Here is a 25,725-nt window from a genome sequence, read left to right as displayed (position 1 = left end):
TCCTTAAGCAATCTTCCTGACTGCGGGTTAATTCATTTTGGGATAATGTCCTTAATCCACATTTTCTATAATCAGTGCGACACCCTGTCCTACGCCTACACACATCGTACACAGCGCATATTTTCCATTACGGCGCTTGAGTTCTTTCATCGCAGTAATTACCAAACGTGTTCCGCTCATCCCCAATGGATGACCCAGTGCAATGGCACCGCCATTTGGGTTGACACGCTGATCATCATCTTGCAACCCCAGTTCACGCATCACGGCAAGCGACTGCGCTGCAAAGGCTTCATTCAGTTCAATCACATCCATTTGATCGAGGGTTAAACCTGTTTGTTTCAACACTTTTTGTACCGCAGGCACAGGACCAATCCCCATATATTTGGCTTCAACGCCAGCTTGCGCAATTGCCATCACTTTCGCCAATGGCTTTAAACCATACTTGCTTGCAAACTCTGGGCTGCCCAGCAATATACATGCAGCACCATCATTGACACCTGAAGCATTGCCCGCAGTCACCGAACCACCTTCTTTACGGAAAGGGGCTTTTAAAGCTGCCAAGGTCTCAACTGTGGTCTCCGCACGTGGATGCTCATCGGTATCAATGGTGATGCTGTTTTTCTTACGGTCTTGAATGGTCACTGGCAAGATTTCTTCTGCCAAAATACCATTTTGCTGCGCCACTGCGGTTTTTTGCTGACTGCGGTAGGCAAATAGGTCTTGGTCGTCACGACTAATTTGATACTTTTCAGCCACGTGTTCAGCCGTTTCAGGCATGCTATCGACACCAAAGTTCGCTTTGAATTTTGGATTGACAAAACGCCAGCCAATGGTGGTATCGAAGATTTCAGGGGTACGGCTAAATGCCGTCGTCGCTTTAGATTGTACAAATGGTGCGCGGCTCATCGACTCCACGCCGCCTGCCAATACAAACTGCACTTCTCCTGATTTAATGGCACGTGCCGCCAGTCCTACTGCATCTAAACCAGAGGCGCATAAACGGTTTACGGTAATGGCAGGAACTGAATCGGGTAAACCCGCCAATAAGGATGCCATACGTGCGACATTACGGTTGTCTTCACCAGCTTGGTTGGCACAACCTAAAATCACCTCATCCAATTCATTCCAAGGCAAATGTGGATGTTGATTTTTCAAATACTGAATCGGTAATGCGGCCAAATCATCGGCACGAATACCGCTTAAACCACCCGCATAGCGACCAATCGGTGTACGAATACCATCTAAAATATAAACTTGTTCCATTTGTCTTCTTCCTTTAGCCTGCAATAAGAAATTGTTGTGATTGCGGGCTATTTTGCACCTGTCCTCGTGCAGTTTTCTTCGCTAAATATATACTTGGTCTGTAGCGTTCTTCACCATAAACACGATACAGATTTTTAAGAATTTTTAAAATAGTGTTGTATCCTATTTTTTCCACCCACTGGAATGGACCTTGCGGATAGTTCACACCATATTTCATTGCAGAATCAATATCTTGCTCAGATGCAATACCATGTAATACTGCTTCACAGGCTTCATTCACCAACATTGAAATAGTTCGTAACACATAAAGTCCTGCATGATCCTGTGTCCAAAGTGGTATCACATTCATACCAATGAACAAAATATCTACAATAGACTGATCAACTTCCGAACATGCCACTGAAGCCACAACAGGAATCGCTTTGGCTTGCGCCCAATCTGCATGCCAATCCATCAACACAACTTTCTGATCTGCATAATCCAGATCGACCGACTCGCCCAATGAAAGACGAATTGAAACTTCACCAACTAAGATTTCATCCTGCATGCCTTCTTGAAACTTCACCTCAAGGTGTGAAGCATGTGCCAAACGCTGAATCAAGCCAGAAGAATGCTTCCAATCACCTTTGACCGTGACCGCCAATTTCTCAACCGATTTGGCATAACGTACAGGCAATTCAAACTGTGGGCTTGGCGTTGCTTGCGTATAATCGTAAAAACCTTGTTGGGTTTTACGACCCAAACAACCTGCATCGACCAATTCTTTTTGAATGAGCGATGGACGATAACGCGGCTCATAAAAGAATTCTTGATAGACACTTTGTGTGACCGAAAAATTGACATCCTGACCAATTAAATCAGTCAATTCACAAGGACCCATGGCAAAGCGACCACATTCACGCAGAATAAAATCTAATTGCTCAGGGCGTATAACATTTTCCTGTAACGCACGGAAGGCTTCCGCATAATATGGCCGCGCCACACGATTCACAATAAAACCTGGGGTTGATTTTGCCAAGACTGGCACTTTTTTCCATGACTTCATCAATTCCAACAGAGCATCTGCAATTGCTGCTGAACTTTTTAAACCAAGGATAATTTCCACCAGTTTCATCACAGGTGCAGGGTTGAAGAAATGTAAACCCACAACGCGCTCTGGATGTGGAATTGCCGCCGCAATCGCAGTAATTGAGATTGAAGAGGTATTCGATGCAAAAATTGTCTCTTTAGCGCACACTTCGGCCAACTGTTGAAATAAGTTTTGCTTTACTTCTTTCTTTTCCACAATCGCTTCAATAATCAGTTGTGCGGATGCTAACTGTGACAATTCCTGTGCAATGCTTAAATTGGCAAAGGTACTGTCATACAGCTCCTGCGTCATTTTTCCTGCTTGCACACGTTTCGTGAGTTGCGCAGCAAGTTGCTGTAACGCAGCTTCAGTCTTTGTCACGTCTACGTCATACACAAAGGTTGGATGTCCATACATCGCAGCCAATTGGGCGATACCCATTCCCATGGTACCCGCACCAATTACAGCGACAGGCGCTTGCTGTAAATTGATCTTATCCATGTTTTAGCAACCTTTATATTCTGGAGTACGCTTTTGCATAAAGGCTTGTACGCCTTCACGGTAATCACTTGAACGACCAGCCAAACGCTGTAAATCACGTTCTAGAATCAACTGATCATCTAAATTATTGTGTGCAGCCGCATGAATGGCTTTCTTAATCAGGGATAAACCATAGGTCGGTTGTTTCGCTAAATGTTCAGCCATTTTTTGTGATTCTGCTTTCAAGGCATCATCTTCAACCACTTGCCAAATCATGCCCAATTGCACCGCTTGCTCTGCTGGAATTTTATCGCCCAACATGGCTAAGCCCATTGCCTGTGCACGACCCACCAAACGTGGCAGGAACCATGTCCCACCAGAATCTGGCACCAAACCTAAGCGGCAGAAAGCTTGGATAAATGATGCTGATTTTGCAGCAATCACCAAGTCACAAGCCAAAGCAATGTTGGCACCCGCGCCTGCTGCAACGCCATTCACGGCACAGATCACAGGTTTAGGCATTTCAGTAATCAGTTTGATCAACGGGTTGTAATATTTTTCAATTGATAACCCTAGATCGGGTGCGTCTGCATTTGGGTCAACCACACGGTCGTTTAAGTCCTGACCTGCGCAGAAACCACGACCTTCCGCCGAAATTACCACTGCACGAATATTGCTGTCTTTAGACCATGCTTTGAGTACGCTCGAGACTTCTTTGTGCATGGTTTCATTAAAGCTGTTAAGTTGTTGTGGACGGTTAAACGTGAGATAGCCCACTGCATTTTTTTCTTCAACAATTACGGTTTGGTATTCCATTACACACCTCTAAATTCTGGTTTTCTTTTCTCTAAAAATGCATTGATGCCTTCTTGACGATCTTGCGTTGCTGCCAACCAAACAAAATGCTGACGTTCTAGCTTTAAGCCTTGGCTTAAGGTCACTTCATGAATCGATTTCAAAGATTGCTTAATCACGCGAATCGCCAATGGTGCCTGTTTGGCAATTTTTTCCGCCAATTCCACGGCATATTGCACGGTTAAACCGACTGGACACACTTGGCTGGTAATACCATGTTGCAATGCGGTTTGCGCAGAAATCATTTCACCTGTCATCGCCCAACGCATGGTGAGTTGCTGCCCGACCAAACGGGCTAAACGCTGCGTACCGCCTGCGCCTGGCAACATACCAAGTCCAATTTCTGGCAAAGCAAACTGTGCATTTTCACCTGCAAGCACGATGTCACCATGCAGTGCCAATTCAAAACCTGCACCAAAGGCATAGCCATTGATCGCCATAATCAGGGGTTTAGAAAACTCATCAATACGCTTCCACAACTGTGGACGCAGGTCTTGCTGAATACTGACCACATCTAGCTTAGACAATTCATTCAGGTCTGCACCTGCGGCAAAACATTGTGAATTACCTGTAATCACCACCGTTTTCACCGCACTATCCGCTTCAAGCTGTTGCAGGCAGTCGGCAATTTCTTGCAAGGTGGCATTGTTTAAGGCATTACGTTTTTCAGGTCGGTTCAGTTCAATCAGGATTACGCCTGATTTTGGAGAACTGGTTTTAATGTATTCCATCTTACCGCTCCTAGATTCAGGCTTATTCGTCAAAGCTCAAACGAACATTGGCTGACGTTGGCAATGCCTGACAGCTCAACACATAACCTTTCTCAACTTCATCTTGTTCAAGGCTATAGTTAATCGCCATTTCGACCTGACCTTCGAGTACCTTACATTTACAGGTTGCACAGACACCACCTTTACAAGCATACGGTAAGTCTGCACCTGCACGAAGTGCTGCATCTAAAATGCTGTCATCTTGTTTAGACACTTCAATGATCAGTTCACGACCATCCAGAATAATGTTGACCTTTTCTTCATTGCGGCTTTCGATTTGCTGTGCTGTCGCGCGTGGTGCTGTACCTGTATTAAAGCGTTCAGTGTGAATTTTGCTACGCTCAATACCGAATTCTGGCAGTACTGTTTCCACCGCTGTCATCATTTCTTCTGGACCGCAGGCAAAGCAATGATCTGTGTCTGCCTGAATCAATTCAGCCTTGAACAGTTGTTGTAATTTTTCTGCATCGATACGACCATTAAAAATTTCACTATCATTCATTTCGCGAGAAAAGATATTGATCAGTTGCAAACGCTCTTTAAAACGATCTTTCAAATCCATGATTTGTTCTGCAAACATGGTTTGTTTCCAAGAACGGTTGCCATAAACCAAAGTAAACTGTGCATCGGCTTGGCGGTTTAAGACCGATTTCACAATCGACAAGATTGGGGTAATGCCGCTGCCCGCAGCAAAACCAAGGTAATTTTGACCGCCCGCTTTGGCGGCTTTTTGGAAGAACACGCCTTGCGGTGGCATCACTTCAAGTACATCGCCTGCTTTTAAGTGATCATTGGCCCACGTTGAAAATTGCCCTTGATCAATTTTCTTGATCGCAATACTCATGTCTTCAGCAACATCACTACAAATTGAGTAGCAACGACGTAATTCGCCTTCATCCGTCATATGACGAATGGTTAAGTGTTGTCCTGGTTGATATTCAAATGCAGCAAACTGCTCAGGTGCCAAATCAAATGCAATGCAAATTGCCTGTTCAGTTTGTGGCTGAATGGATTTAATCGTTAATGGTACAAATTGGCTCATCTAAAATTCCCTCTTTCTTTTCGATTTTTCAATGTGTGAGACATGGGTTCTTTGCAAATGTCTTGAATTAAATGCACTTGAAATAATCGAAAGGTTCTAAGCAGTCTTGGCAACGATATAAGGCTTTACATGCTGTCGAACTAAATTCACTTAATAATTTGGTGTGCTGACTGTGGCAACGCGGACACTGAATGCCATCGGTCAAAGCGACATGCGTACCACAACTGTGAGCATTCCCCTGCGGCGGTGCAATTCCATATTGCTGCAATTTTTCTTTGCCCGCTTCGCTCATCCAATCTGTGGTCCACACTTCGGAAAGATCCACCACCACTTTTACTGGGGTCAAACCTTTGGCTGCAAAGGCTTGGGTAATATCTGCCGTGAGCACATCCGTCGCGGGGCAGCCGCTATAGGTGGGCGTGAGTCGCACGACAATTTCATTCTGCGCGTTGAGTTCAACGCCACGAATCATGCCTAAGTCGAGTACCGACAAGACTGGAATTTCAGGATCAGACACCTGCGCTAACACACTCCAGCATTCATCTGCGACATGTCGAATTAAATTCATACGACTCACTCCCTGTGATTTCGTGTTACCAAGCCATATTTGGATATGAACGTTGCAGATATTGCATTTCTGCCAGAATGTAACCTAAGTGTTCCGTGTGCAGTCCTTGTTTTGCACCACTGCGGTAGGCACCTGTTTCTGGAAGACTGAGTTGCATACGGGCAAGTTCTGATTGCACAGTCTCCAACCATTGATCTTTTAAAATTTCAAGATTTGGAATTAAACCTGCATCCACCAACTGTATTTCATCAGCGCTAAGCTGGAACAGTTCTTGAGTAAAACGCCATAACTGGTTTAACCCATTTTGAGTTTTTTCATGCGCTTCGGCAGTGCCCAAACTCAAACGCTCCATCCATGTGGTCGAGAAACGTAAGTGATATTTCACTTCTTTTAAAGATTTGAGTGCAAACGCAGAAACATCGGCATGGCTGCTGTTGGTTAATGCTGCCAACAACAATGCGTGGTAATGATCCATCAACCATTGACGCACCATGGTTTGTGCAAAATCACCATTCGGCTGTTCAGCCAACAATAAATTACGGTATTCACGTTCTGTTCTGAAATACGCCAGTTGGTCTTCATCACGACCTAAACCTTCAATCTGACCTGCAAGGCTTAAGGCTGTGCGTGCCTGACCTAACAAATCCAGACCAATATTGGCCAAAGCAATATCGAGTTCTAACTCTGGTGCATGTCCACACCATTCAGCCAAACGGTGTGACAGGATCAACTGGCTATCGCCCACATGTAACAGAAATTCTGCTAAAACTTGCTTACTCATGGTTTTTCTCCCTTCCCTTACATGTGCTCAATGCCATCTGGAATGTTGTAAAACGTAGGATGGCGATAAACCTTGTCTAAAGAAGGATCGAAAAATTCTGGTTTTTCATCAGGTTGAGAAGATCTAATCAGTTCAGATTTAATCACCCAAATACTGATGCCTTCATTGCGACGTGTATACACATCACGTGCATTTTGCAGAGCCACTTCATCATCTGATGCACGAATACTGCCAACATGACGATGACTTAAACCTTGTTTACTACGGATAAACACTTCGTAAAGTGACCAGTTATTTTTGTTATCCATGACCTTATTTCCCTTCATCTCTGATCTGTTTTAAGCAACTTTCTGTGCTTGCTGCTGTTCTTGCTGTTTCTTGGCATACACTGCGGCAGATTCACGTACCCATGCACCGCCTTCCCATGCTTTACGACGCGCTTCAATACGTTCGTGGTTACATGGACCTTTGCCCGCAATCACGTCAAAAAATTCATTCCAATTCACTTCGCCAAATTCGTAATGACCTGTGTCTTCATTGAATTTTAAGTCTGGATCTGGAACAGTTAGGCCTAGTTGCAAGACTTGAGGCACAGTGTTATCGACAAATTTTTGACGTAAAGCATCGTTACTAAAGAGTTTGATTTTCCACTGCATGCTTTGCGCACTGTTTGGAGAATTATCATCACTTGGACCGAACATCATGAGCGCTGGCCACCAGAAACGGTTCACGGCATCTTGTGCCATTTGCTTCTGTTCTTCAGTGCCGTTTGCCAACTGCATCATGGCTTCAAAGCCTTGACGTTGATGGAAACTTTCTTCTTTACAAATACGCACCATGGCACGCGCATAAGGACCATATGAAGTACGGCATAGCGCAACCTGATTCACAATGGCAGCGCCATCCACCAACCAGCCAATCGCAGCTACATCGGCCCAAGTGAGTGTTGGATAGTTAAAAATCGATGAATATTTCATACGCCCTGCAATGAGCTTATCCATCATGTCATCGCGGTCTGCACCTAAAGTTTCGGCGGCACTATAGAGGTATAACGCATGTCCTGCTTCATCTTGGACTTTTGCCAGCAATACGGCTTTGCGTTTTAAGGTTGGCGCACGCGTAATCCAATTACCTTCTGGCAACATCCCCACAACTTCAGAGTGTCCGTGCTGACCAATTTGGCGAATTAAAGTTTTACGGTAAGCATCTGGCATCCAATCCTTTGGCTCAATTGAAATGTCCTTTTCAATACGCTGATCAAAAGCTTGTTGTTGGTTATTCATTTTTCCCTCACTTATCCCAAGTGTCGTTACAGTTAAATTAAAACGATACATAAATAAAATCAATATTAATTTTAAGGTATCATTTAATTAAATTCTACACTTTCAAGTAAGGTGTTGTTTTTAATAAATTTAGTTGAAATTAAATTTTAGTTTGATTTTTTTACATACGAATTACGATTGACTTTCAGACGTTTTAATACCAAATTATGAAACATCAAAACTAAAAAATAGATTTAAACGTATCATAAAAGGAGTTTTACCATGCTAGAGTTAGACAACAACTCAATGGAGCAACACGATACAACTGAAGCGCACCATGCCCAGCCCCTTAAAACCTTAAGTTCTTTGGTATATGGACAGGAATATTCTTCTCAGGCGGAATTACGTACGGTTTATCATGCCATTACAGGCGAAGCGATTTATCAAGTGAGTAGCCATGGCATTAACACCAAAGCCATTGTGGATTATGCAAAAAAGCAAGGGGCAGAAATTGCCACATGGACGTTCCATCAACGTGCCAATGCCTTAAAACAAGTCGCTCAATATTTATTAGAGCGTAAAGAACACTATTACGAACTGGCTAAGGCAACAGGTTGTACCCGTAAAGATGCATGGATTGATGTCGAAGGCGGCATTGGAACTTTATTTGCCTACTCTAGCCTTGTACGTCGTGAACTGAGTGATGAAACTGCGTTAGTAGAAGATGCATGGATTCCATTGTCTAAACACGGTAATTTCGGTGCCAAACATATTCTGACCTCTAAAGCGGGTGTGGCATTACATATTGATGCCTTCAACTTTCCAATCTGGGGTATGTTAGAAAAAATTGCACCAACGCTTTTAGCGGGTGTGCCATGTATTGTGAAACCTGCAACCGAAGGTGCTGAACTTACCCATGCGGTGGTGAAAGACATCTTGGCAAGTGGCTTCCTACCCGCAGGTTCACTGCAACTCATCTGTGGTCAAATTTATGATTTAATTGAACTGTTAAATCCGCAAGATACCGTTACATTTACAGGGTCAGCAGCCACAGGGCAAAGCCTACGCGCGAATCCACACCTAAACCAATACTCAATTCCATTTTGTATGGAGGCCGATTCTGTCAACAGTGCGATTTTGACAGAACAAGCCAACGATGAAACCCTTGATTTATTTGTGCGTGAAGTGTTCCGTGAAATGACCACCAAAGCAGGACAAAAATGTACGGCGATCCGTCGAGCCTTTGTTCCTGCAGCTTTACTCGAAACTGTACAAACGCGTTTAGTGGCTAAGCTACAAAAAGTCGTGGTGGGCGACCCTGAAATTGAGGGCGTGACCATGGGTGCTTTGGCAAGTGTGAAACAAAAGTTCAGTGTCGCTGAAAAAGTGGAACAACTGAGCCAAGATGCCAAAGTGGTCTTGGGTAGCCACTTACGCCAAGACTTCGAGATTCAAGCTAAAAATCCTGAAAAAGGTGCTTTTTATCCACCAACTTTATTGCTGTGTGAACAACCGACTCAAGCCCAATATATTCACGAAGTAGAAGCATTTGGTCCAGTTTCAACCCTCATGCCCTACCAAAATCTAGCCGAATTGGCAGATTTGGTGGCGCGTGGTGAAGGCAGCTTGGTGGCTTCCGTGGTGCGTAATGTCGATGAAAATATTGAAGCATTGATTACCAAAATTGCTCCATGGCATGGTCGTGTACACATTCTGGATGCGGAAAGCGCGAAAGAAAGTACAGGACATGGTTCGCCACTTCCATACTTGGTGCATGGCGGTCCAGGTCGTGCAGGTGGCGGTGAAGAACTCGGTGGTTTACGTGCCGTAAAACATTATATGCAACGTACCGCTTTGCAAGGTTCACCAAATGCCATGACTCAAGTCGGTCATAGCTGGACAGCAGGTGCACAAGTGTTTGAAGACCGCGTACATCCGTTCAAAAAAGACTTTGATGAACTCCGCGTGGGTGAACGTTTACTCACGGCACGTCGTACCGTGACCGAAGCAGACATTGTGAATTTTGCCTGCCTAAGTGGCGACCACTTCTATGCACACATGGATAAAATTGCTGCTGCGGACTCCTTGTTTGGTGATCGCGTGGCACATGGCTACTTCATTGTGTCCGCAGCAGCAGGTCTGTTTGTAGATGCAGCAGCAGGTCCAGTCATTGCCAATTATGGTATGGATAACCTACGCTTTGTCGAACCCGTGAAAATTGGAGATACCATTCAAGTCGAATTGACCTGTAAGCAAAAAACCCCAAAACCACTACGCGATCCAGAGCAAAAACCGCATGGTGTGGTGGTTTGGGACATTAAAGTCAAAAACCAACGTAATGAATTGGTGGCAACCTATGACATTTTGACCTTGGTTGAACGGGCGGCCTAAGTCTGACGTATAACAAAAGAGAATCATATGATTCTCTTTTTTTTATAATAAAAAATAAATGTATCTTTTTATCACAAAGTGATTGACCCCACCTGATTTAAGCCGTAGATTAAAAATAAGACGATACACAATAAAAACAAAATAAATATAGAAGTATCAAATAACCTCAAACAGTCAGCACAGGAAGTTGCATGATGAACGATAAATCCATCGATATAGAACTGGTTGAAAGGACGATTCAACCAGAAGCACAAAATTTTGAACACAATCCAGTTCCAGAACATTCACCTACGCATGATGAAACGGTGCAAACTCCTAGTAGCGCCTACCATTGGTATGTGGTGGTCATTTGTATGGTGGCCTACATTCTTTCTTTTGTAGATCGTCAAATTTTATCCTTGATGATTGAACCGATTAAGCATGACCTGATGCTGAGTGACACCCAATTCAGCTTGTTGCAAGGTTTAGCATTTTCATTGTTCTATGCGGTTATGGGGGTGCCGATTGCAGCACTTGCCGACAAAAAATCACGGATTAAAATTATTGCGATTGGGATTGCCTTTTGGAGTTTTGCTACGGCGGCTTGCGGCTTAAGCAAGAATTTTCTGCAAATGTTCTTGTCACGCCTTGGTGTGGGTGCGGGTGAAGCAGCACTTTCTCCTGCCTTCTATTCCATTGTTGCCGACTTATTTCCAAAGGAAAAACTGGGGCGTGCCTTAGGTCTTTATGCAATTGGTGCATTCATCGGTTCGGGGCTTGCCTTCCTGATCGGGGGTTATGTGATTGGTTTACTCAAAAATGTAAACTTGGTGACACTACCCTTGATTGGTGAAATTAAAACTTGGCAACTGACCTTTATGATTGTGGGTTTGCCAGGGGTGTTATTGGCTTTATTGATGATTTTGACGGTACGTGAGCCTGAGCGTAAGGGTTTGAAAATTGGTCAAGATGGTCAAGTGCTAAAAGCTTCTTTCAAAAATTCGATTGCCTTTATTAAAACCCATAAAAAGACTTTCTTCTGTCATTTTATCGGCTTCTCTTTTTACACCATGATGCTGTACGCATTACTTGGTTGGGCACCTGCTTTCTATATGCGTAATCATGGTTTAGATGCCAGCCAAACTGGTTACATCCTTGGCACGATTATTTTGATTGCCAATACATCAGGCGCATTATTCTGCGGATGGCTCATCGACTTTTTCTCTAAACGAGGTTATAGCGATGCAGCGATTCGTAGCGGTATGATCGGCTGTGCAGCCCTGATTATTCCCAGTGTTTTATTCACCCAAGTGGATAATATGTACCTTTCGTTTGCGCTAATTTTTGTGGCTATGTTCTTCTCGACTTTTCCAATTCCAGCGTCAGCAGCAGCCACCCAAATGCTCACGCCAAACCAGTTACGTGCCCAAGTCTCAGCCAAGTTCCTTTTGGTGTCAAACTTGATTGCTTTAGGCATTGGCACCACGGCAGTTGCCTTAATTACTGATAAATATTTCCAAAATACTGTGATGGTGGGTAATTCAATTTCGATTGTGAATGCTGTAGCGGGCGTACTTGGTACGTTCTTACTGTATAAGGGCTGCCAATATTACCGTGACAGTATTCAAGTGGAAAAAGAGGCTGAACACGCACAATAAATCAATGTTGTTCAACCCACTTCAGCGAAAGGTCCTCCTTTCGCTTTTTTATGTTTTGCACTGAAGATGCTTGATATAAATCAATTCACGATCTTAACGCTGTGAATTGCAGAATATTTATTTGGCATCATTATGCATGCAATAAATCGAATAGATGAAACTACTTCTCATATACTAAACCGTTTGGCAAGATCCAGAGTCAGCTTATATTCGCAGTAGTTTAACATCACAGGGTTGGATATCATCAACACAACTGGTCGAAGTGCTTTTCCCCGCACAGAGGCGTATCACCTATGATCTACTTCAACGTGATGTCACCATTCAACAACAAATTTGAGTCATTGATGGGAAACTTGATATTCAATTGGGAGCGTAACCTGATCAACTCAATCAGGGCGATTGACCTTACCATTCATTTAGAACATCCGATTATTTTTAGCAATCTAAATGCAGAACCTTATCGTTAAGTTTTAGCGATTGAAGATAGAAAAATCCCATACAATATGCGCCTTACACCTGCTTGGAACCTGTGATGTCACAAAGTGAAGCCTCTTTAACCGAGTTTAAACTGATTGAATGTAATGAAACCGAGCATGCAGTTGCTATTTTAGAGATTCTGAATGAGGCGATACTAAATTCCACTGCCCTATATGACTATCAGCCACGCACACTGCAAAGTATGCAAATCTGGTTTGCTAGCAAACGAGAGCAGCATTTTCCTGTATTCGGCATTATCAACCCAACTGGGAAATTACTCGGCTTTGCGACATGGGGAAGCTTTAGAGCCTTTCCTGCCTATAAATATACGGTTGAGCACAGTGTGTACATTCACCATGAGCATCGTGGTTGTGGGCTTAGTAAAATCCTGATGCAGACACTCATTGAAAAAGCACAACAGCAACAATTGCACGTCATGGTGGGCTGTATCGATGCCGAGAATGCTGCCAGCATTCGATTACACCAAAAGCTCGGTTTTACCCATTCAGGTACGATTCAACAGGCAGGGTTTAAATTTGGACGTTGGTTAGATGCCGCATTTTACCAACTGACGCTTACGACCCCACTACACCCTCAGGATGGTTAAACTCAATGCCATTGTTTAAAAATAAAAAGAGAGCATTGTGCTCTCTTTTTAGAATCTAAGAATAGAAAAAATGGTTTAACTAGCTTGCTGAAATTCACTTAAATGCTTAATTTCATAGGGTAAACCGACATAGTTTTCGGCCAATGTGGTTTGTCCAGCCAATGAACCGAGGATATAGCTCAATTCAGCCTGTTTAATCTTATGATCAAACTCGCTTTCGGTTTCAAAACGATGCAATAAATGGGTCATCCACCAAGAAAAACGTTCTGCTTTCCACACCCGCTGCAAACATTTTTCCGAATACTCATTAATGCCCTGCTCGGAGCCATCTAAGTAATACTGAATCAAGGCACTAGATAAATAGGCAATATCTGATGCTGCCAGATTCAAACCTTTCGCACCTGTCGGTGGGACAATATGCGCCGCATCGCCTGCCAAAAACAGTTTGCCAAAACGCATCGGTTCAGTTACGAAGCTACGCAATGGTGCAATACTTTTCTCAATCGATGGACCTGTGATTAATTTTTCTCGACTTTCAGGGTCTAGACGATTTTTCAATTCATCCCAAAACTGTTCATCAGACCAATTATCAACATGATCGGTTAATGGCACTTGTAAATAATAACGGCTGCGGGTTTCTGAACGCATACTGCACAAGGCAAAGCCTCGTTCTGACTGCACATAAATCAATTCATCTGCGACAGGTGGCACATCCGCCAACACGCCTAACCAGCCAAAAGGATAGACTTTTTCAAAGGTTTTAATCTTATCTTCAGGCACACTGGCACGACACACGCCATGAAAACCATCACAACCTGCAATAAAATCACACTCAATTTGATACGGCTGGTTTTGATATTGAAAAGTCACTTTCGGCTGCGTATAGAAATCATCAATCTGCACATTGTGTGCTTCATAATATGAGCTCAAACCTGCTTGCTCACGAGCATGCATTAAATCTTTAGTGACTTCGGTCTGACCATACACAGTCACTTGTTTACCACCTGTCAGTGCAGCTAAATCCAATCGATGCTTTTGCCCTTGGGTCAGGATCTCAATACCTGAGTGTGGCAAACCGTGTGCTTTAAGATTTTCATCAACACCAGCCTCGGTCAGCAAATCCACTGAAACTTGTTCCAAAATTCCTGCGCGGATACGTGAAGAGACATAGTCTGCACTGCGCTGCTCTACAATCACGTGATCAATGCCTGCTTTATAAAGTAACTGTCCGAGTAACAGCCCTGCGGGACCTGAACCAATAATTGCCACTTTGGTTTTTACAATTTCCATGCTGTTCATCCTTGTTTATTCCTTGTTTCAGATTACGCTGGGATGTTTTTTTGAGCTATATCGCCATATTGAAATTGACCGTATATCATTAGAGTTGTCCGTCTATCGGACAAAACCATATCAATATTTGGAAAAAGCAGCATGAAAACTGAACAAGATCATATGTTGCATCCGCTGTCCCAAGAAGTCATTCCGCAGGCGGACTACATTGCAGGATTGGCCAAAGGCTTACATATTTTAGAAGCGTTCGGGGTAGATCGGCAGCGCCTGAACGTGACCCAAGTGGCTGAGCGCACTGGCATCAGCCGGACTGCTACACGACGCCATTTAAAAACTTTAAAATTTTTAGGTTATCTAGAGAGTGATGAACATTATTTTTGGTTAACCCCACGAGTCTTACGTTTTTCCAGTGCGTATTTAAGCTCGGCACATCTGCCTAAAGTGGCTCAATCCTTACTGAATTTACTCTGCGCGCAAACGTCCTTGACCTTTTCCATGGTGGTTCTAGATGAACATGAAGTGGTGCCCATTGCCCGAAGCTATCTACCACAACAAGACCAGTTTCGCGTCAATCCTTATGGTATGCATTTAGGCAATCGCCTGCCTGCACATGCGACTTCGACAGGTAAAGTTTTATTGGCAGCTTTATCTACAGAAGCACAACACGCTTGGGTAAATAAATATGGACTTAAACGTTTAACCCCGCTCACCATTACCGATAACAATCAATTCTATGCCGAACTCGATAAAGTGGCTTTATCGGATTATTGCCTGTCTAAAGAAGAACATGAGTTAGGTATTATTGCGCTTGCCGTGCCCGTGTTAAATGCACAAGGTCAGACCATTGCTGCCATTAATTGTATGTCGCAAAGCAACCGTACCAGTGAAGAGTATTTAATTCAGCAAGTTTTACCGTTGTTGAGACATACGGCAAATGAGTTGCGCGGCTTAATTTAAGTCATACTCAGACTTAAGCCCCACTTAGACAGCTAAATGTTGGACATTTAATCCAGAAAATGTAACTGAATGAATAGTACTTATGTGTTCAGCATGAAAAAGCCATGATAATGGCATGGCTTTTTCAATTTTAAGAGATAAAAATAAGTGCTATATCCGCTTATTTCACAGGAATCATGAGATGTTGATAAGGGGTTCCTGACCACATAACATAAGGAACTGTGGTATCAGGCTGTGCGCTTTTCGGATACATATCATAAAAACTTTGCGATGCACCTACAATCATGACATGCGGACCTGTTTGCAGCCAATGATTGTTTGCGGTTGGTTTAGTTGCATAAGGGTCGACATTGCTCGCGTCAGTCCCTCCCATAAGCATGTACATAAAACCAATTTTACCTTCTACTGGTTTTTTATGACCAATCCAAGCTTCTGCCCATGCTAATGCAGCGGGGTCCATACACATGGGATCTGGGCCAGGTGTTGCAGGGTTATCAGGCATGCAGGTAAAGTTATTTTTTCCTTTATGCAAAACACGCATTTTTCCATTGGCGTCCATTGCCATGATAGTCGCTTCTGCACTGACATTCATTGGTGCTGCACTCATAGCACTCATCATCGCTTTTTTATCATCGGCGGAATGCGAGCTATGCATTGTCATGTCCATACGGCTTTGTTGCACAAAGCTGTTCTTAAGGGCTTCTTCAGCAATATAATTTTCAAATGAAGAAGCCTACACACAAAATCTACCGCACAACCAATTGGCCCGCATATAACCGAGCTCTCATTAATCGTGGGAATATTGCCATTTGGTTCGATCCAAAGACCCAGTGGTATGCACAATCACAAGGCAAGCATGGTCGAAATCAAACTTACTCTGACACCGCTATTCAATGCTGTTTAATGATCAAATCTTTATTCAGACTCTCTTTACGCATGGTCACAGGTTTTGTTCAAAGTCTGATTAACCTTTGCGGATTAAATTGGGCAGCACCAGATTACAGTACGCTGTGTAGAAGACAAAAGCATATTGATATTCAAATTAGCTATGAGAAGAGTTGCAATGGACTGCATCTACTCGTCGATTCCACGGGCTTGAAGTTTTTAGGTGAAGGTGAATGGAAACGTAAGAAACATCAGCCTGAATATCGTCGCCAATGGCGTAAATTACATATTGGTATAGATGCTAAAACCCTGCAAATACGCGCTATTCAGCTCACAACCAATAATGTCAGTGATTCACAGGTACTTGGTGATTTACTTGATCAGATTCCACAAGATGAGCAGATTGACTCTGTTTATACCGATGGAGCTTATGACACCAAGAAATGCCGTCAGGTCATTGCAGATCAGCAAGCGCATGCGGTGATTCCACCTAGAAAAAATGCGAAACCATGGAAAGATACAAAGAGCAGCTCGCTAGAGCGAAATGAATTACTTCGAACAGTTAAACGTTTAGGCAGAACAATATGTAAAAAGTGGTCAGGCTATCATCGGCGAAGTTTGGTTGAAACTAAGATGTATTGCATCAAGTTATTAGGCGATAAACTCAGTGCTAGGAATTTTGACAGCCAAGTGAATGAGATCCATGCACGCGTAGCCGTATTAAATAAATTTACAGAATTAGGCAGATCTCATACCCAAGTTGTAACCTAAATTTTAGCAACTTAGGAAAACTCTGCCGTCAAAGGCTTTATGCAACAAAGCCTATAAAAACACTCATGATCACTTCAATTAGCATTGTCAGCATTACTATTTCTTATCAAAATAGCTAAACAACTTATCAATAAGAAAAAGAAAAAGACTTATACAAAAACCACCAATCAAACTTACAGATAAACCAAATATAAAAAAAATTTCCTTGCTATTCTTAATATCAGAAAATATACCCAAAACAAATATTACTATTGCAATTAAAAAGCCTCTAATAACTATATTAAGAATAGGATGCTCTGATGCTTTAAAGTTCGCTATAAAAACACTCATGATTACTTCTACTAACATTGTTAACATCATTACGCCTTATTTCTTACCTGGTTTATCTTTATCAGTTGCAGCTTTAACTGCTCTTGAACCAGCTTGCCCAATCATTTGCTCATTTGCGAATATAACAAGACCAGAAGCATTACTTTTTACAAATTTCCCCATTTTAGGTAAGTTTTGAGCCAGACTAAGTCCACCCACTTGCCCAAAACCTGCTGCTGATGATGTTCCGGCCCCCCAACCACCAGCAATAGCACTTGTTACAGCAACTCCACCTACACGAACATAATTAATATCCTTTATGCATTTACAATGCCATACTTGTATACTTGCATCTATTCCTCCTCCAACTCCAGCACTTTTTGCAGCAGCCATACCTACTGTTTTAGCAGTTAAGCCTGCACCTTCTAATTGTGCTCCAGTACCCATATATGGTGCTGCCAATCTTCCAACTGCTGGAGCCACAGCTGACCCAGTAGCGGCTGTCCCTGCCACAGCATAAGGTCCATAACCAGCCACTGCCACTGCTTTTAGGTTATTATTTCTAATCGCACCTACTGATCTTAAAGTTCTCGCATCTTCAGGCTTTTTAGCAAAAGCAGACATTGTATTAGGTAATAATATACCTAGACCTAATCCTGATTTTTTTCCACCTACTGGCTGCAGCCCCATTGGGTCCACCCATTGAGTTGGGTTACTTACATAAGCCGAAGTATTTAATCCACCTTCTAATCCAATCGGATCTTTACTCATATATCTTGAACTATGCGGATCATAGTAACGATAACGATTATAATGTAAACCCGTCTCTTTATCGTAATATTGCCCTTGGAAACGTATATTACTTTGCTCAAATGGATTACTTTCATTGATTGTTTTTATATCGAAAGCCTTACCCCAAGTATTTAAAGTAATTTCCCAAACAGGCTCTCCTAGTTCATTACTCAAAGCTTGTGGTGTACCTATCTGGTCACAATGGTAAAAGTTGACTCTCTCCAATTCAGCTCTATTACGTCTTGAATCATCACGCCAAACCGGATCTTTATAAATAGAATAAGCTTCTGTTTGGAATTTAGAATAGTCTGGTGTTTCAATTAACTGAATAAAACTTCTGTAACCCGTTTGAAATAGCGGTATAAAACTATTCGGTTCGTACACATAGTGCTTGGTATAGTTCCGTTCACTATCTTGATATTGCACAGACTCCCAAATCATTAAGTCTTCGTCCCAACCAAACAATGTGAGTTCATGAGATGATTTCTTGTAAAGGCGTCGTCCAAATGCATCATAGCCATATTCAGTGATCTGCCCATTAAGATCAGTACGAATGAGTCTATTCAAATTATCCCATTTCAATTTGAGCGTTTTTCCAGTTTCACCTACTTCAGTGACATTACCTTGTGCATCGTATTTATAATTCTTACCTTGGTATTGAGTGACTAAATTGCTTTTCAATTCAGAAGATTGAGGGCCTTTAGAATCTATTAAATTATTCGCTGGATCAAAATAAAAACTGTCATTATGCTGTGGTCCTTGGCTTCTAATTAATCGACCTATTGCATCATATTGGTAATTCAGTTGCCCTAAACGACTATCTTTTATTTGAGCCAATAAATAATTTTTATCGTATTCGTAGTGACGCTCTGTTTGATATTTCAAAACCTGTAATGGTATTTGACTTTCCGATTCAGGATGTACGATTTGTGAACTTAATAAACCGATAGTATTGTAGTTTTTGGTTTGGATTAGCCCATTCGCTAGCATACGTGTCGTTTCACGATGTAAATCGTCTCGATGAAAAGCCACCATATCTTGGTGATTGAAACCAACACCATAAACATGTCCCGAACCATAGCTCAAATGATTTTGCTCTTGCCCATCTGGTCGAATCGTTTTGCTTAAATTACCAAGCTCATCATACTCGTAACGTAAGACTGCTGTTAGCGGTACAGAATTTGGAACTTTATAGTGTTGATGTTCCCGAATCACTTGTCCAAGTGCATTGCGGTAAAAATCAATCTGGCTTACTTCATTGCTTGCTTTAATAAGCTGTTGATTTAAATTGTATTCAAGCTCTTGTTTTTGACTCTGTCTTGTTTCTATATTTGTATAGATTATTGATGCGGTTTGACCATCATCATGATAGCTGAATCGACTCAAGATATTCGGCTGTCGAATCTCTGACAACTGTCCATTCTCTGTATAACTAAAGTATTTTTCCTCACCGTCAAATGCCTGTTCGCGAACTAACTGCCCATAGTGGTTATAGTCAAATTGATGCTCAGCATGATTTTGGTTAATAAGCTTATTCAAACGCCCTTGCTTATCCCACTGATAACTAATTTGAGATTGATTAGCATCAATTCTTTGGGCCACCAACCCCACAGAGTTATATTGATATTGAGTAACTAAACCCTTGGTATCTGTATGCTTAAGTAAGCGTCCCTCTTCATCATGTTCGAAATGTTCTTTTAGTCCATCTGCATAAATGATTCTTTGTAACTGCCCTTTATTCTTACCTTGTGTACTGTATTGATACTGAATGGCATTTTCATCAGCAGCTTGCTCGGCCTTAAGCACTCCATCCTCATCATATTCCCATGTACTACTTTTTCCAGAACAGTCTGTATAAGAAAGTATTTGTCCAAGGTCATTGTATTGGATTTTTTTAGAGTTACCTTTAGCATTAATCTCTTCTATCAATTGATTATCACTATTATATTTATATTGAGTTATTTGCTCTAAAGGATTAATTTCTTTACTGATATTGCCTTGTGTATCATATTCCCATTTCCAGATACTTCCTTCCGGATCTTTAGCTTCAATTAAATGTCCTTGTTCATTATATGCAAAACGAATCACCCCACCATTTGGCTGTACAATTTTAATTAATTGCCCTTTATCATTATATTCTTGTTGGATTTCCTGACCATTAAAGTCAATCTGTCTCGTGATTCGCTTGTATTTATCACGGGAATACCATGATTCTCGCCCATCTGCTAAACGAATACGATAAGTGAAACCTTGCAAATCGTAGTAATAGTAAGTTGGGGTTTCATACGCATCATAAACAGCGACTTGACGTAATCGAGGATGCCATTTCAGTTTGGTGTGGAAACTACCATCATCGGCCCATTCCTCAATAGCTTTCGCATTAACTGCTATGGAGTCATAACGAATGTTATGCCCTCGCCCAGTACGATCTGTATAACGAGTAAGTTGATGTGCTCGGTTGTATTCATATTGACGAGCATGACCATTTTGGTCATAGGCTTTGATTAAGTTACCATATTGATCATATTCATATTTAGCTAAAGGCTCTATTTGATCATCAACAAAGATAGCAATAATTTTCACTTGATCATTAAAAGCAAATTTAAGTGTATGCTTCGCCCTTTTAAATTGAAAACTGACAGACTGTAAATAAGCATCCTGTCCTACTAACAAGTAACTTAGAATTACTTTTTCTTGGGTACTGCCATTAAGCTGTTGGATTAACTGATAGTCTCTACCCTCATTAAAGCTGTGGTAATGGAAACTCCTCTCTGTACCAAAGTTCAGGATTAAATCTCCATCTTCTAATGGTTGAACTGTCAAATTTTCGAAAGGAGAAATATAGGATTCATATTGTATTGAAGGTGGAAGCTGCAGTTTTCGTCCCTGAGCATCAATAAAGATATAACCTTTAGAGTCTTGTTTAATTACACTGGAAAAAGGCATCATCCAACGTGCACCGATCATACCGTTATCAAACTCACCTCGTTGTGAGTGATAATGCCGGCTGAACGAGAAATTAATTTTAGGTAGAGAAAAATCAATATGTTCTACTTTTTCAGCACCAATTGAATAGCTAATACTATTAGACGATTGTGAATCTACACCTGTACAAGGTGCAGCATTTAAAGCATTCGCCTGTAGACTGACAAACTCCAAAATATCGCCTTTCGTATGCTGTTCATGCTCCCCAGTTTGATTAGCAGGAACACTAGCATTCGCTTTTTTTTGTTGTTCTTGGATCGCCTTTAAACTTTCTTGTATAAGCCAAGCTAATGTATATTTTTGTCCAGCATTGGCTTGCTGCTGAAGTGCTGAACTTAAAGTAGCCGTAGCTTGTAAAGCATCTTGGATAAGTGCACTACTTGCTTCTACCTTAATTTTTGCCGAATCATCTGATTGACTAGGTGCTGCCACTAAATCGATTAAAGGTATAGCCCAATTGGTAAATTTTAATTTAGGGTCACGTTTTTCCGCACTTGCGCCTGCTGAACCAATCCTTGTAATAGGAAAATCAGCAGAAGGAGGAGTACCAAGACTGCGCAAAATATTGAGACCCAAGATTGTGGCATTTGTTAGAAGTTCTGGGAGTTTAGCTAGAGTTTCTTGTAAGAATTTTTCTAAATCTCCCGCAATCATGGCATTTAAATGTAGGCCCAAGCGTTTTATATCAGTACTCTTCATTTTTCCGTTTTCTGGATATAAACACTCTGCCATGAGTCCTAACATAGGACGTAAAGCCATACGGGCATGCGCTTGGTTATTCGGCTCTAAAAATAATCCAATCAGATTTGCTCCCAATAGGGCTGTTTGCTGTGTCCCTGCATCCCCAGTCTTTTTATCAGTTATATAGAGCAATAAATCTAGAACACTTCCCGTTAATGCAAAAATATTTGCTACAGTTGGTATATAAGCATGAGTCTGTAATTGTTCTAAATTAGTTTTACCGCGTACAAATAGATATTGCTGAATTTGTTTTGCGATCAATTGTAAGTCTGTAACTTCAGTAATACTTTCTAAATTAAAAACAGCAAGTTCAACCGCAGGCTTTTTTTGTTCTGAAGTTGACTTAATATTATTTGTTGCCATAAAACTAAAACCTTTTCTGTATGCAAAAGCATATCTGTAATACTGTTTATCTTTTAAAATGCAGTTGAACTTTATTCTTTATTACCAGTTGGATTTGGATTAAAACCAACTTGCCCCATCATCATTTGCTCAGGCGACAAATGGGTATTTAACTGTGAAGAAATACCCCCGAAAACTTGAGTAACGGCTTGTTCTTTAACCTGCCCTAGCGTCTGCTGTCCTAAATCATTAAGAGCTTGTTTACCCATATCTTTAAGATTCAAAGATTGTCCGGAAAAGAGATTACTCTTGAGTTGCGACATCATATTTTGTCCTAACGAGCCCATTGCATCCTTCGCCCCTTGAGTTACACGACTAATGACTTGATCAGACCATGTATAATTTCGTGTAGTAAAATGGCTTCCTTGATCCCAAGAACTCCGTTGATCTTTCTCAAATTCGACTTTTGCTGGACCCGGTGCAATTCCTGTCACCGTTGCAAAGCCATTGTTATCCAATGTGCCCGTAACTTGCTTTCCTAATGAATCTTGAACTTTAAAACTGGTTTGTTTAAAAAAGTCATTTCCACCATAACTTTTCAATAGCTCAAGTGCACCTTTTAATGGCTTTGCTTCTGGAAGTTGTGCAGACTGACTTGCACCTGCACCACCTTTAAATAAGTGTTGTCCAGCATTCACCTCAAACTTTCCACCAGTTTTGGGGAATATCCCAGAACCATTTAGGGCAATTTGTGAAGAGGCGCCAGTAATCAAAACTTCTTTGGGGCTACTAATTTCAATACGGTCTTCAGTAGAAGCAATACGAATACCTAACTTCGATAAAATATCCAATGCATTAGATTGAGCTTGAATACTAAATTTGCCTTGTGCGGCAACAAGCTTAAAATCACCTTGAACTGCAAATAGACTAATTTTATTTAGCGCATGCCCCACCCAGTTTTTCTGTGTACTAAGATTAATACTATCCCCTGCAAAATAGTTAATCTGCCCATCTGCTGATAGATGAATATCCTCAGGGGTACTCAGAGCAATGCTGTCAGGTGAGCTTAGGAGCATCAAAGATTTTTTAAATTTTGCAATACCTTTTTCTAATTGTTCTGCAAATACTTTAAGTTGCTCTACAGATTCGATTTCATCCGTTTGTTGATTCTTGGCTAAATCACTTAATGCTTTAGTGTTCTTCTGACTACTTTCAAGTTGTTTTTGTGTCTCCTGTACATCTAAATGATCTGCTTTTGCTTGGGCTTGTTTATACGTGGAAAGTAATAATCCAGCCCCCGCACGAACAGCTCCCCATTGGTCAGTCCTTAATTCAAAACCTTCTCCACGATCTTCACTTTCTTCGGTGGCTTTGGGATGACTCAGTTTACCTAAGTTGAGTTGACTTGCCGCATGACTGCTTTGTAACTGGGCACTAATTTGACCTGTAGTGTCATCAAATCGAAGCTGGTTAAAGCCCTCTCCCTGATATTCTTTAGATTTAATGCCTGCCAGTTTTTTGGTATCAGGGAGTTGTCCTGCATTATCGAATTTTGTAGGAGAACGCTGTGCTTCATGAAGACGTCCCACCACAAAAGGACGATCTATGTCTCCTTGAAAGAAGTCAATGACTACAATTTCGCCAATACGCGGCAAGAAACGTGCCCCGTAGCCTTCACCCGCCCATGGGGTCAATACATCCACCCAAGCAGAGTCCGTATCGTTATCGTTGCTGCCCGCACCACCATCATGTGTATGGTCTTCATTTCTTGTGAATAAAAAGCGGACTTTAATGCGTCCCCATGCATCGACATGGATTTCTTCACCATTCGGCCCAACCACCTGAGCACGTTGCGGGTGGGCAGTTGGGCGATGCTGCTCAGGATGATAAGCGGGTACAGTTTTAATATGTCGACGTTGTAAGCTCAGCAGATTGCCTTGGCGCTGTTCACTTGCAATGCTGCTCAGTGTAGAAGTGAATTGCCAATGACTTTGTTGGAGAAGTTGCTCCAATTGTTGGTTTAAATCTTTAGGCAGGTTATTTTGGCTATAAAAGGTTTTTTCGGTAATGAGAAATTCTTTGTCTGCACCGCTGTGTTGATTAATTTCAGGATGATCTTGCAGTTCAAACCAGTAACCCACATGAGCATCTCGCACTGTAGACTGTGCACAGAAATGCTTGGCTTGTGCATTGTAGTAGTCCGATAGCTGCTGGTTAAATTGTTCCAGTTGCGGATTGCCCGATGCTGTTGCACCATCCTCCCCATTCAGATCTTGCATCCATGCGGGTGAAAAATGCCATGCTTGCTCTAGCCCTAAACTTGCAACATCATATTGCTCACTCTGCTGATGTTTGCTTTGCACGCTGCCTGCACCATCATCCTGTGTCAGTGCATCAGCTTGCCAGCGCTGAACATGCACTGCTGTGGGCTGTAACTGCCGTTGTGCCTGCCAATGGGTAATGCTGTCTACAGCTTGAACGGCACTACTCTGATGAAAGCGGACACTGCGTCGTGGCAGGGCTTGGTAGTGCTGGTTATCATCAATTAAGCGTAGCTTTTGTGCTTGAATAGGTTGGTGAATTTGGGCAAGCAGTGTTTGGGCTTCATCAATCAGCCAACTAATTCCTTCACTTCTGAGGAGACGAGTTAAAAAATCATAATCACTTTCATTGCTTTGCATAATGAAAGGTCGAACATCGTACTCTCGACTCAGCCCTGCTAAATCAAGGCTCAGGCTTGCCGCAAATAGTGGACTTTTTTGTTGCCACTCTTGGAACAGAATATTGACCACATCCACCACATTTTTATTCATAAACACACGACTGTTACGGCGTTGTTTCCATAATGTGGTCGGGTCTTCAAGTGTGAGGCGATATAAGGTCAGTGCACCATCGCTTGCTCCAGCTTGAGCTTGGGTGATGATCCCTGTGATACGGCTCAATTGGCCTGTGTCAGTCACTTGGTCTATAGCAACCTGACAGCCAATAAACTGTTTTAGCGGAATAAATGCATGTGTCGACAAGCAAATTAAACTGGCGGTTAAGCCTTGATTTAAGCCATGCGTCCCGTCTATTCGCTGTAAATAGACCTGCTGATTCAGCAACGCATTGGCAAACTGGATATGCAATACACGCTTTTGTGTAGTGAATCCCAGCTGTTCAAAAGCAGCATAAATATGATTCAACATAATGTTTTTAATAAATATAAAGTGGATGTCGTAATTATAAAGTTTGCGGTATAGTATAAAAATTTAGCGTTTTTGACCAGCGCTAAGCTGAATTTTATGACACTTTATGACGTAAATTGACAATATAGAAAGGAAATTATGCAGCATTATTTACGCTATAGGTGCATGATTTCGTGAATGAAAATGCTTTGAATATTTAATAAAAATCAAAAATATATAGTTAACTTTTTTCTTAAACCTCTCCAATCCCTAAGATATTTTAC

19 protein-coding genes are annotated in these 25,725 nt (G+C 41.9%); 5 read left to right on the top strand and 14 right to left on the bottom strand.

Features of this window, described 5'->3' with window-relative positions:
- Positions 1–51 precede the first annotated feature (51 nt).
- The 9 genes from pcaF to paaA all read right to left on the bottom strand — a co-directional run bounded on the left by pcaF (position 52) and on the right by paaA (position 8,111).
- The gene (pcaF, locus tag M5E07_RS03795; RefSeq protein WP_252222088.1) at positions 52–1,263 is read right to left on the bottom strand and encodes a 3-oxoadipyl-CoA thiolase; all 1,212 of its coding nucleotides are present in this window, start codon (positions 1,261–1,263) and stop codon (positions 52–54) included.
- 13 nt (positions 1,264–1,276) lie between these two features.
- A complete protein-coding gene (locus tag M5E07_RS03790) occupies positions 1,277–2,833 on the bottom strand; it encodes a 3-hydroxyacyl-CoA dehydrogenase (RefSeq protein ID WP_252222085.1) in 1,557 nt (518 codons plus the stop codon).
- 3 nt (positions 2,834–2,836) lie between these two features.
- Positions 2,837–3,628, bottom strand: coding sequence for a 2-(1,2-epoxy-1,2-dihydrophenyl)acetyl-CoA isomerase PaaG (gene paaG / locus M5E07_RS03785; RefSeq protein WP_252222082.1), 792 nt, complete (start codon positions 3,626–3,628; stop codon positions 2,837–2,839).
- On the bottom strand, positions 3,628–4,398 hold the full coding sequence (locus tag M5E07_RS03780; RefSeq protein WP_252222079.1) for an enoyl-CoA hydratase-related protein: 771 nt from the start codon (positions 4,396–4,398) through the stop codon (positions 3,628–3,630). Before M5E07_RS03780 ends, paaG begins: the two co-directional genes overlap by 1 nt.
- A 22-nt stretch (positions 4,399–4,420) precedes the next feature.
- The gene (paaE, locus tag M5E07_RS03775) at positions 4,421–5,479 is read right to left on the bottom strand and encodes a 1,2-phenylacetyl-CoA epoxidase subunit PaaE (protein ID WP_252222076.1); all 1,059 of its coding nucleotides are present in this window, start codon (positions 5,477–5,479) and stop codon (positions 4,421–4,423) included.
- Between the two features lie 67 nt (positions 5,480–5,546).
- Positions 5,547–6,047, bottom strand: a complete 501-nt coding sequence (paaD, locus tag M5E07_RS03770; protein ID WP_131262808.1) for a 1,2-phenylacetyl-CoA epoxidase subunit PaaD — start codon at positions 6,045–6,047, stop codon at positions 5,547–5,549.
- Between the two features lie 25 nt (positions 6,048–6,072).
- Entirely contained in the window at positions 6,073–6,828 is a 756-nt protein-coding gene (gene paaC, locus M5E07_RS03765) for a 1,2-phenylacetyl-CoA epoxidase subunit PaaC (RefSeq protein WP_252222073.1), read from the bottom strand.
- Positions 6,829–6,845: 17 nt separating this feature from the next.
- A complete protein-coding gene (gene paaB, locus M5E07_RS03760) occupies positions 6,846–7,136 on the bottom strand; it encodes a 1,2-phenylacetyl-CoA epoxidase subunit PaaB (RefSeq protein ID WP_116760241.1) in 291 nt (96 codons plus the stop codon).
- A gap of 30 nt (positions 7,137–7,166) precedes the next feature.
- A complete protein-coding gene (gene paaA / locus M5E07_RS03755; RefSeq protein ID WP_116760380.1) occupies positions 7,167–8,111 on the bottom strand; it encodes a 1,2-phenylacetyl-CoA epoxidase subunit PaaA in 945 nt (314 codons plus the stop codon).
- A 285-nt stretch (positions 8,112–8,396) separates the two neighbouring features.
- On the opposite strand from paaA, the gene paaZ reads away from it, so the two are divergent.
- The 3 genes from paaZ to M5E07_RS03740 all read left to right on the top strand — a co-directional run bounded on the left by paaZ (position 8,397) and on the right by M5E07_RS03740 (position 13,202).
- Positions 8,397–10,481, top strand: a complete 2,085-nt coding sequence (gene paaZ, locus M5E07_RS03750) for a phenylacetic acid degradation bifunctional protein PaaZ (protein ID WP_252223675.1) — start codon at positions 8,397–8,399, stop codon at positions 10,479–10,481.
- A 191-nt stretch (positions 10,482–10,672) separates the two neighbouring features.
- Complete coding sequence (locus M5E07_RS03745) at positions 10,673–12,118, top strand: spinster family MFS transporter (RefSeq protein WP_252222070.1); 1,446 nt, start codon at positions 10,673–10,675, stop codon at positions 12,116–12,118.
- A gap of 532 nt (positions 12,119–12,650) precedes the next feature.
- Positions 12,651–13,202 carry a GNAT family N-acetyltransferase gene (locus M5E07_RS03740; protein WP_116760235.1) on the top strand — a complete coding sequence of 184 codons (552 nt, stop codon included), beginning with the start codon at positions 12,651–12,653 and terminating at the stop codon, positions 13,200–13,202.
- Positions 13,203–13,277: 75 nt separating this feature from the next.
- Here the strand turns inward: M5E07_RS03740 and pobA are convergent, their stop codons facing one another.
- Positions 13,278–14,492, bottom strand: coding sequence for a 4-hydroxybenzoate 3-monooxygenase (gene pobA, locus M5E07_RS03735; RefSeq protein WP_252222067.1), 1,215 nt, complete (start codon positions 14,490–14,492; stop codon positions 13,278–13,280).
- Positions 14,493–14,633: 141 nt separating this feature from the next.
- Between pobA and M5E07_RS03730 the strand changes: the two genes are divergently transcribed.
- Positions 14,634–15,449 carry an IclR family transcriptional regulator gene (locus tag M5E07_RS03730; protein WP_252222064.1) on the top strand — a complete coding sequence of 272 codons (816 nt, stop codon included), beginning with the start codon at positions 14,634–14,636 and terminating at the stop codon, positions 15,447–15,449.
- 160 nt (positions 15,450–15,609) lie between these two features.
- Here the strand turns inward: M5E07_RS03730 and M5E07_RS03725 are convergent, their stop codons facing one another.
- Positions 15,610–16,104: a hypothetical protein gene (locus tag M5E07_RS03725; RefSeq protein ID WP_252222061.1), complete on the bottom strand. Its 495-nt coding sequence runs from the start codon at positions 16,102–16,104 to the stop codon at positions 15,610–15,612.
- Positions 16,105–16,172: 68 nt separating this feature from the next.
- Here M5E07_RS03725 and M5E07_RS03720 point away from each other — a divergent pair, with 68 nt between their 5' ends.
- A complete protein-coding gene (locus M5E07_RS03720) occupies positions 16,173–17,105 on the top strand; it encodes an IS5 family transposase (protein ID WP_252222058.1) in 933 nt (310 codons plus the stop codon).
- A gap of 96 nt (positions 17,106–17,201) precedes the next feature.
- Here the strand turns inward: M5E07_RS03720 and M5E07_RS03715 are convergent, their stop codons facing one another.
- From M5E07_RS03715 to M5E07_RS03705, 3 genes are all read right to left on the bottom strand, one after another.
- Complete coding sequence (locus tag M5E07_RS03715) at positions 17,202–17,453, bottom strand: hypothetical protein (RefSeq protein ID WP_350464050.1); 252 nt, start codon at positions 17,451–17,453, stop codon at positions 17,202–17,204.
- A gap of 18 nt (positions 17,454–17,471) precedes the next feature.
- Positions 17,472–22,295, bottom strand: coding sequence for an RHS repeat-associated core domain-containing protein (locus M5E07_RS03710; protein WP_252222052.1), 4,824 nt, complete (start codon positions 22,293–22,295; stop codon positions 17,472–17,474).
- A gap of 71 nt (positions 22,296–22,366) precedes the next feature.
- Complete coding sequence (locus M5E07_RS03705) at positions 22,367–25,462, bottom strand: type VI secretion system Vgr family protein (protein ID WP_252222049.1); 3,096 nt, start codon at positions 25,460–25,462, stop codon at positions 22,367–22,369.
- Positions 25,463–25,725: the final 263 nt, after the last annotated feature.

The organism is Acinetobacter tibetensis (genome assembly GCF_023824315.1).
Lineage (GTDB): Bacteria > Pseudomonadota > Gammaproteobacteria > Pseudomonadales > Moraxellaceae > Acinetobacter > Acinetobacter tibetensis.
Note: the sequence above shows the minus strand (reverse complement) of the source record. Positions and strands in the feature narration are given on the sequence as shown.

What these genes read in the sequence shown, in the direction of transcription:
- M5E07_RS03705 (WP_252222049.1), bottom strand. Translation starts at nt 25,462, where the DNA reads ATGTTGAATCATATTTATGCTGCTTTTGAACAGCTGGGATTCACTACA.
- M5E07_RS03780 (WP_252222079.1), bottom strand. Translation starts at nt 4,398, where the DNA reads ATGGAATACATTAAAACCAGTTCTCCAAAATCAGGCGTAATCCTGATT.
- M5E07_RS03745 (WP_252222070.1), top strand. Translation starts at nt 10,673, where the DNA reads ATGATGAACGATAAATCCATCGATATAGAACTGGTTGAAAGGACGATT.
- M5E07_RS03720 (WP_252222058.1), top strand. Translation starts at nt 16,173, where the DNA reads ATGAAGAAGCCTACACACAAAATCTACCGCACAACCAATTGGCCCGCA.
- pobA (WP_252222067.1), bottom strand. Translation starts at nt 14,492, where the DNA reads ATGGAAATTGTAAAAACCAAAGTGGCAATTATTGGTTCAGGTCCCGCA.
- paaC (WP_252222073.1), bottom strand. Translation starts at nt 6,828, where the DNA reads ATGAGTAAGCAAGTTTTAGCAGAATTTCTGTTACATGTGGGCGATAGC.
- M5E07_RS03790 (WP_252222085.1), bottom strand. Translation starts at nt 2,833, where the DNA reads ATGGATAAGATCAATTTACAGCAAGCGCCTGTCGCTGTAATTGGTGCG.
- paaG (WP_252222082.1), bottom strand. Translation starts at nt 3,628, where the DNA reads ATGGAATACCAAACCGTAATTGTTGAAGAAAAAAATGCAGTGGGCTAT.
- paaA (WP_116760380.1), bottom strand. Translation starts at nt 8,111, where the DNA reads ATGAATAACCAACAACAAGCTTTTGATCAGCGTATTGAAAAGGACATT.
- M5E07_RS03715 (WP_350464050.1), bottom strand. Translation starts at nt 17,453, where the DNA reads ATGTTAGTAGAAGTAATCATGAGTGTTTTTATAGCGAACTTTAAAGCA.
- M5E07_RS03740 (WP_116760235.1), top strand. Translation starts at nt 12,651, where the DNA reads ATGTCACAAAGTGAAGCCTCTTTAACCGAGTTTAAACTGATTGAATGT.
- paaB (WP_116760241.1), bottom strand. Translation starts at nt 7,136, where the DNA reads ATGGATAACAAAAATAACTGGTCACTTTACGAAGTGTTTATCCGTAGT.
- paaE (WP_252222076.1), bottom strand. Translation starts at nt 5,479, where the DNA reads ATGAGCCAATTTGTACCATTAACGATTAAATCCATTCAGCCACAAACT.
- paaZ (WP_252223675.1), top strand. Translation starts at nt 8,397, where the DNA reads ATGGAGCAACACGATACAACTGAAGCGCACCATGCCCAGCCCCTTAAA.
- paaD (WP_131262808.1), bottom strand. Translation starts at nt 6,047, where the DNA reads ATGAATTTAATTCGACATGTCGCAGATGAATGCTGGAGTGTGTTAGCG.
- pcaF (WP_252222088.1), bottom strand. Translation starts at nt 1,263, where the DNA reads ATGGAACAAGTTTATATTTTAGATGGTATTCGTACACCGATTGGTCGC.
- M5E07_RS03730 (WP_252222064.1), top strand. Translation starts at nt 14,634, where the DNA reads ATGAAAACTGAACAAGATCATATGTTGCATCCGCTGTCCCAAGAAGTC.
- M5E07_RS03725 (WP_252222061.1), bottom strand. Translation starts at nt 16,104, where the DNA reads ATGCATAGCTCGCATTCCGCCGATGATAAAAAAGCGATGATGAGTGCT.
- M5E07_RS03710 (WP_252222052.1), bottom strand. Translation starts at nt 22,295, where the DNA reads ATGGCAACAAATAATATTAAGTCAACTTCAGAACAAAAAAAGCCTGCG.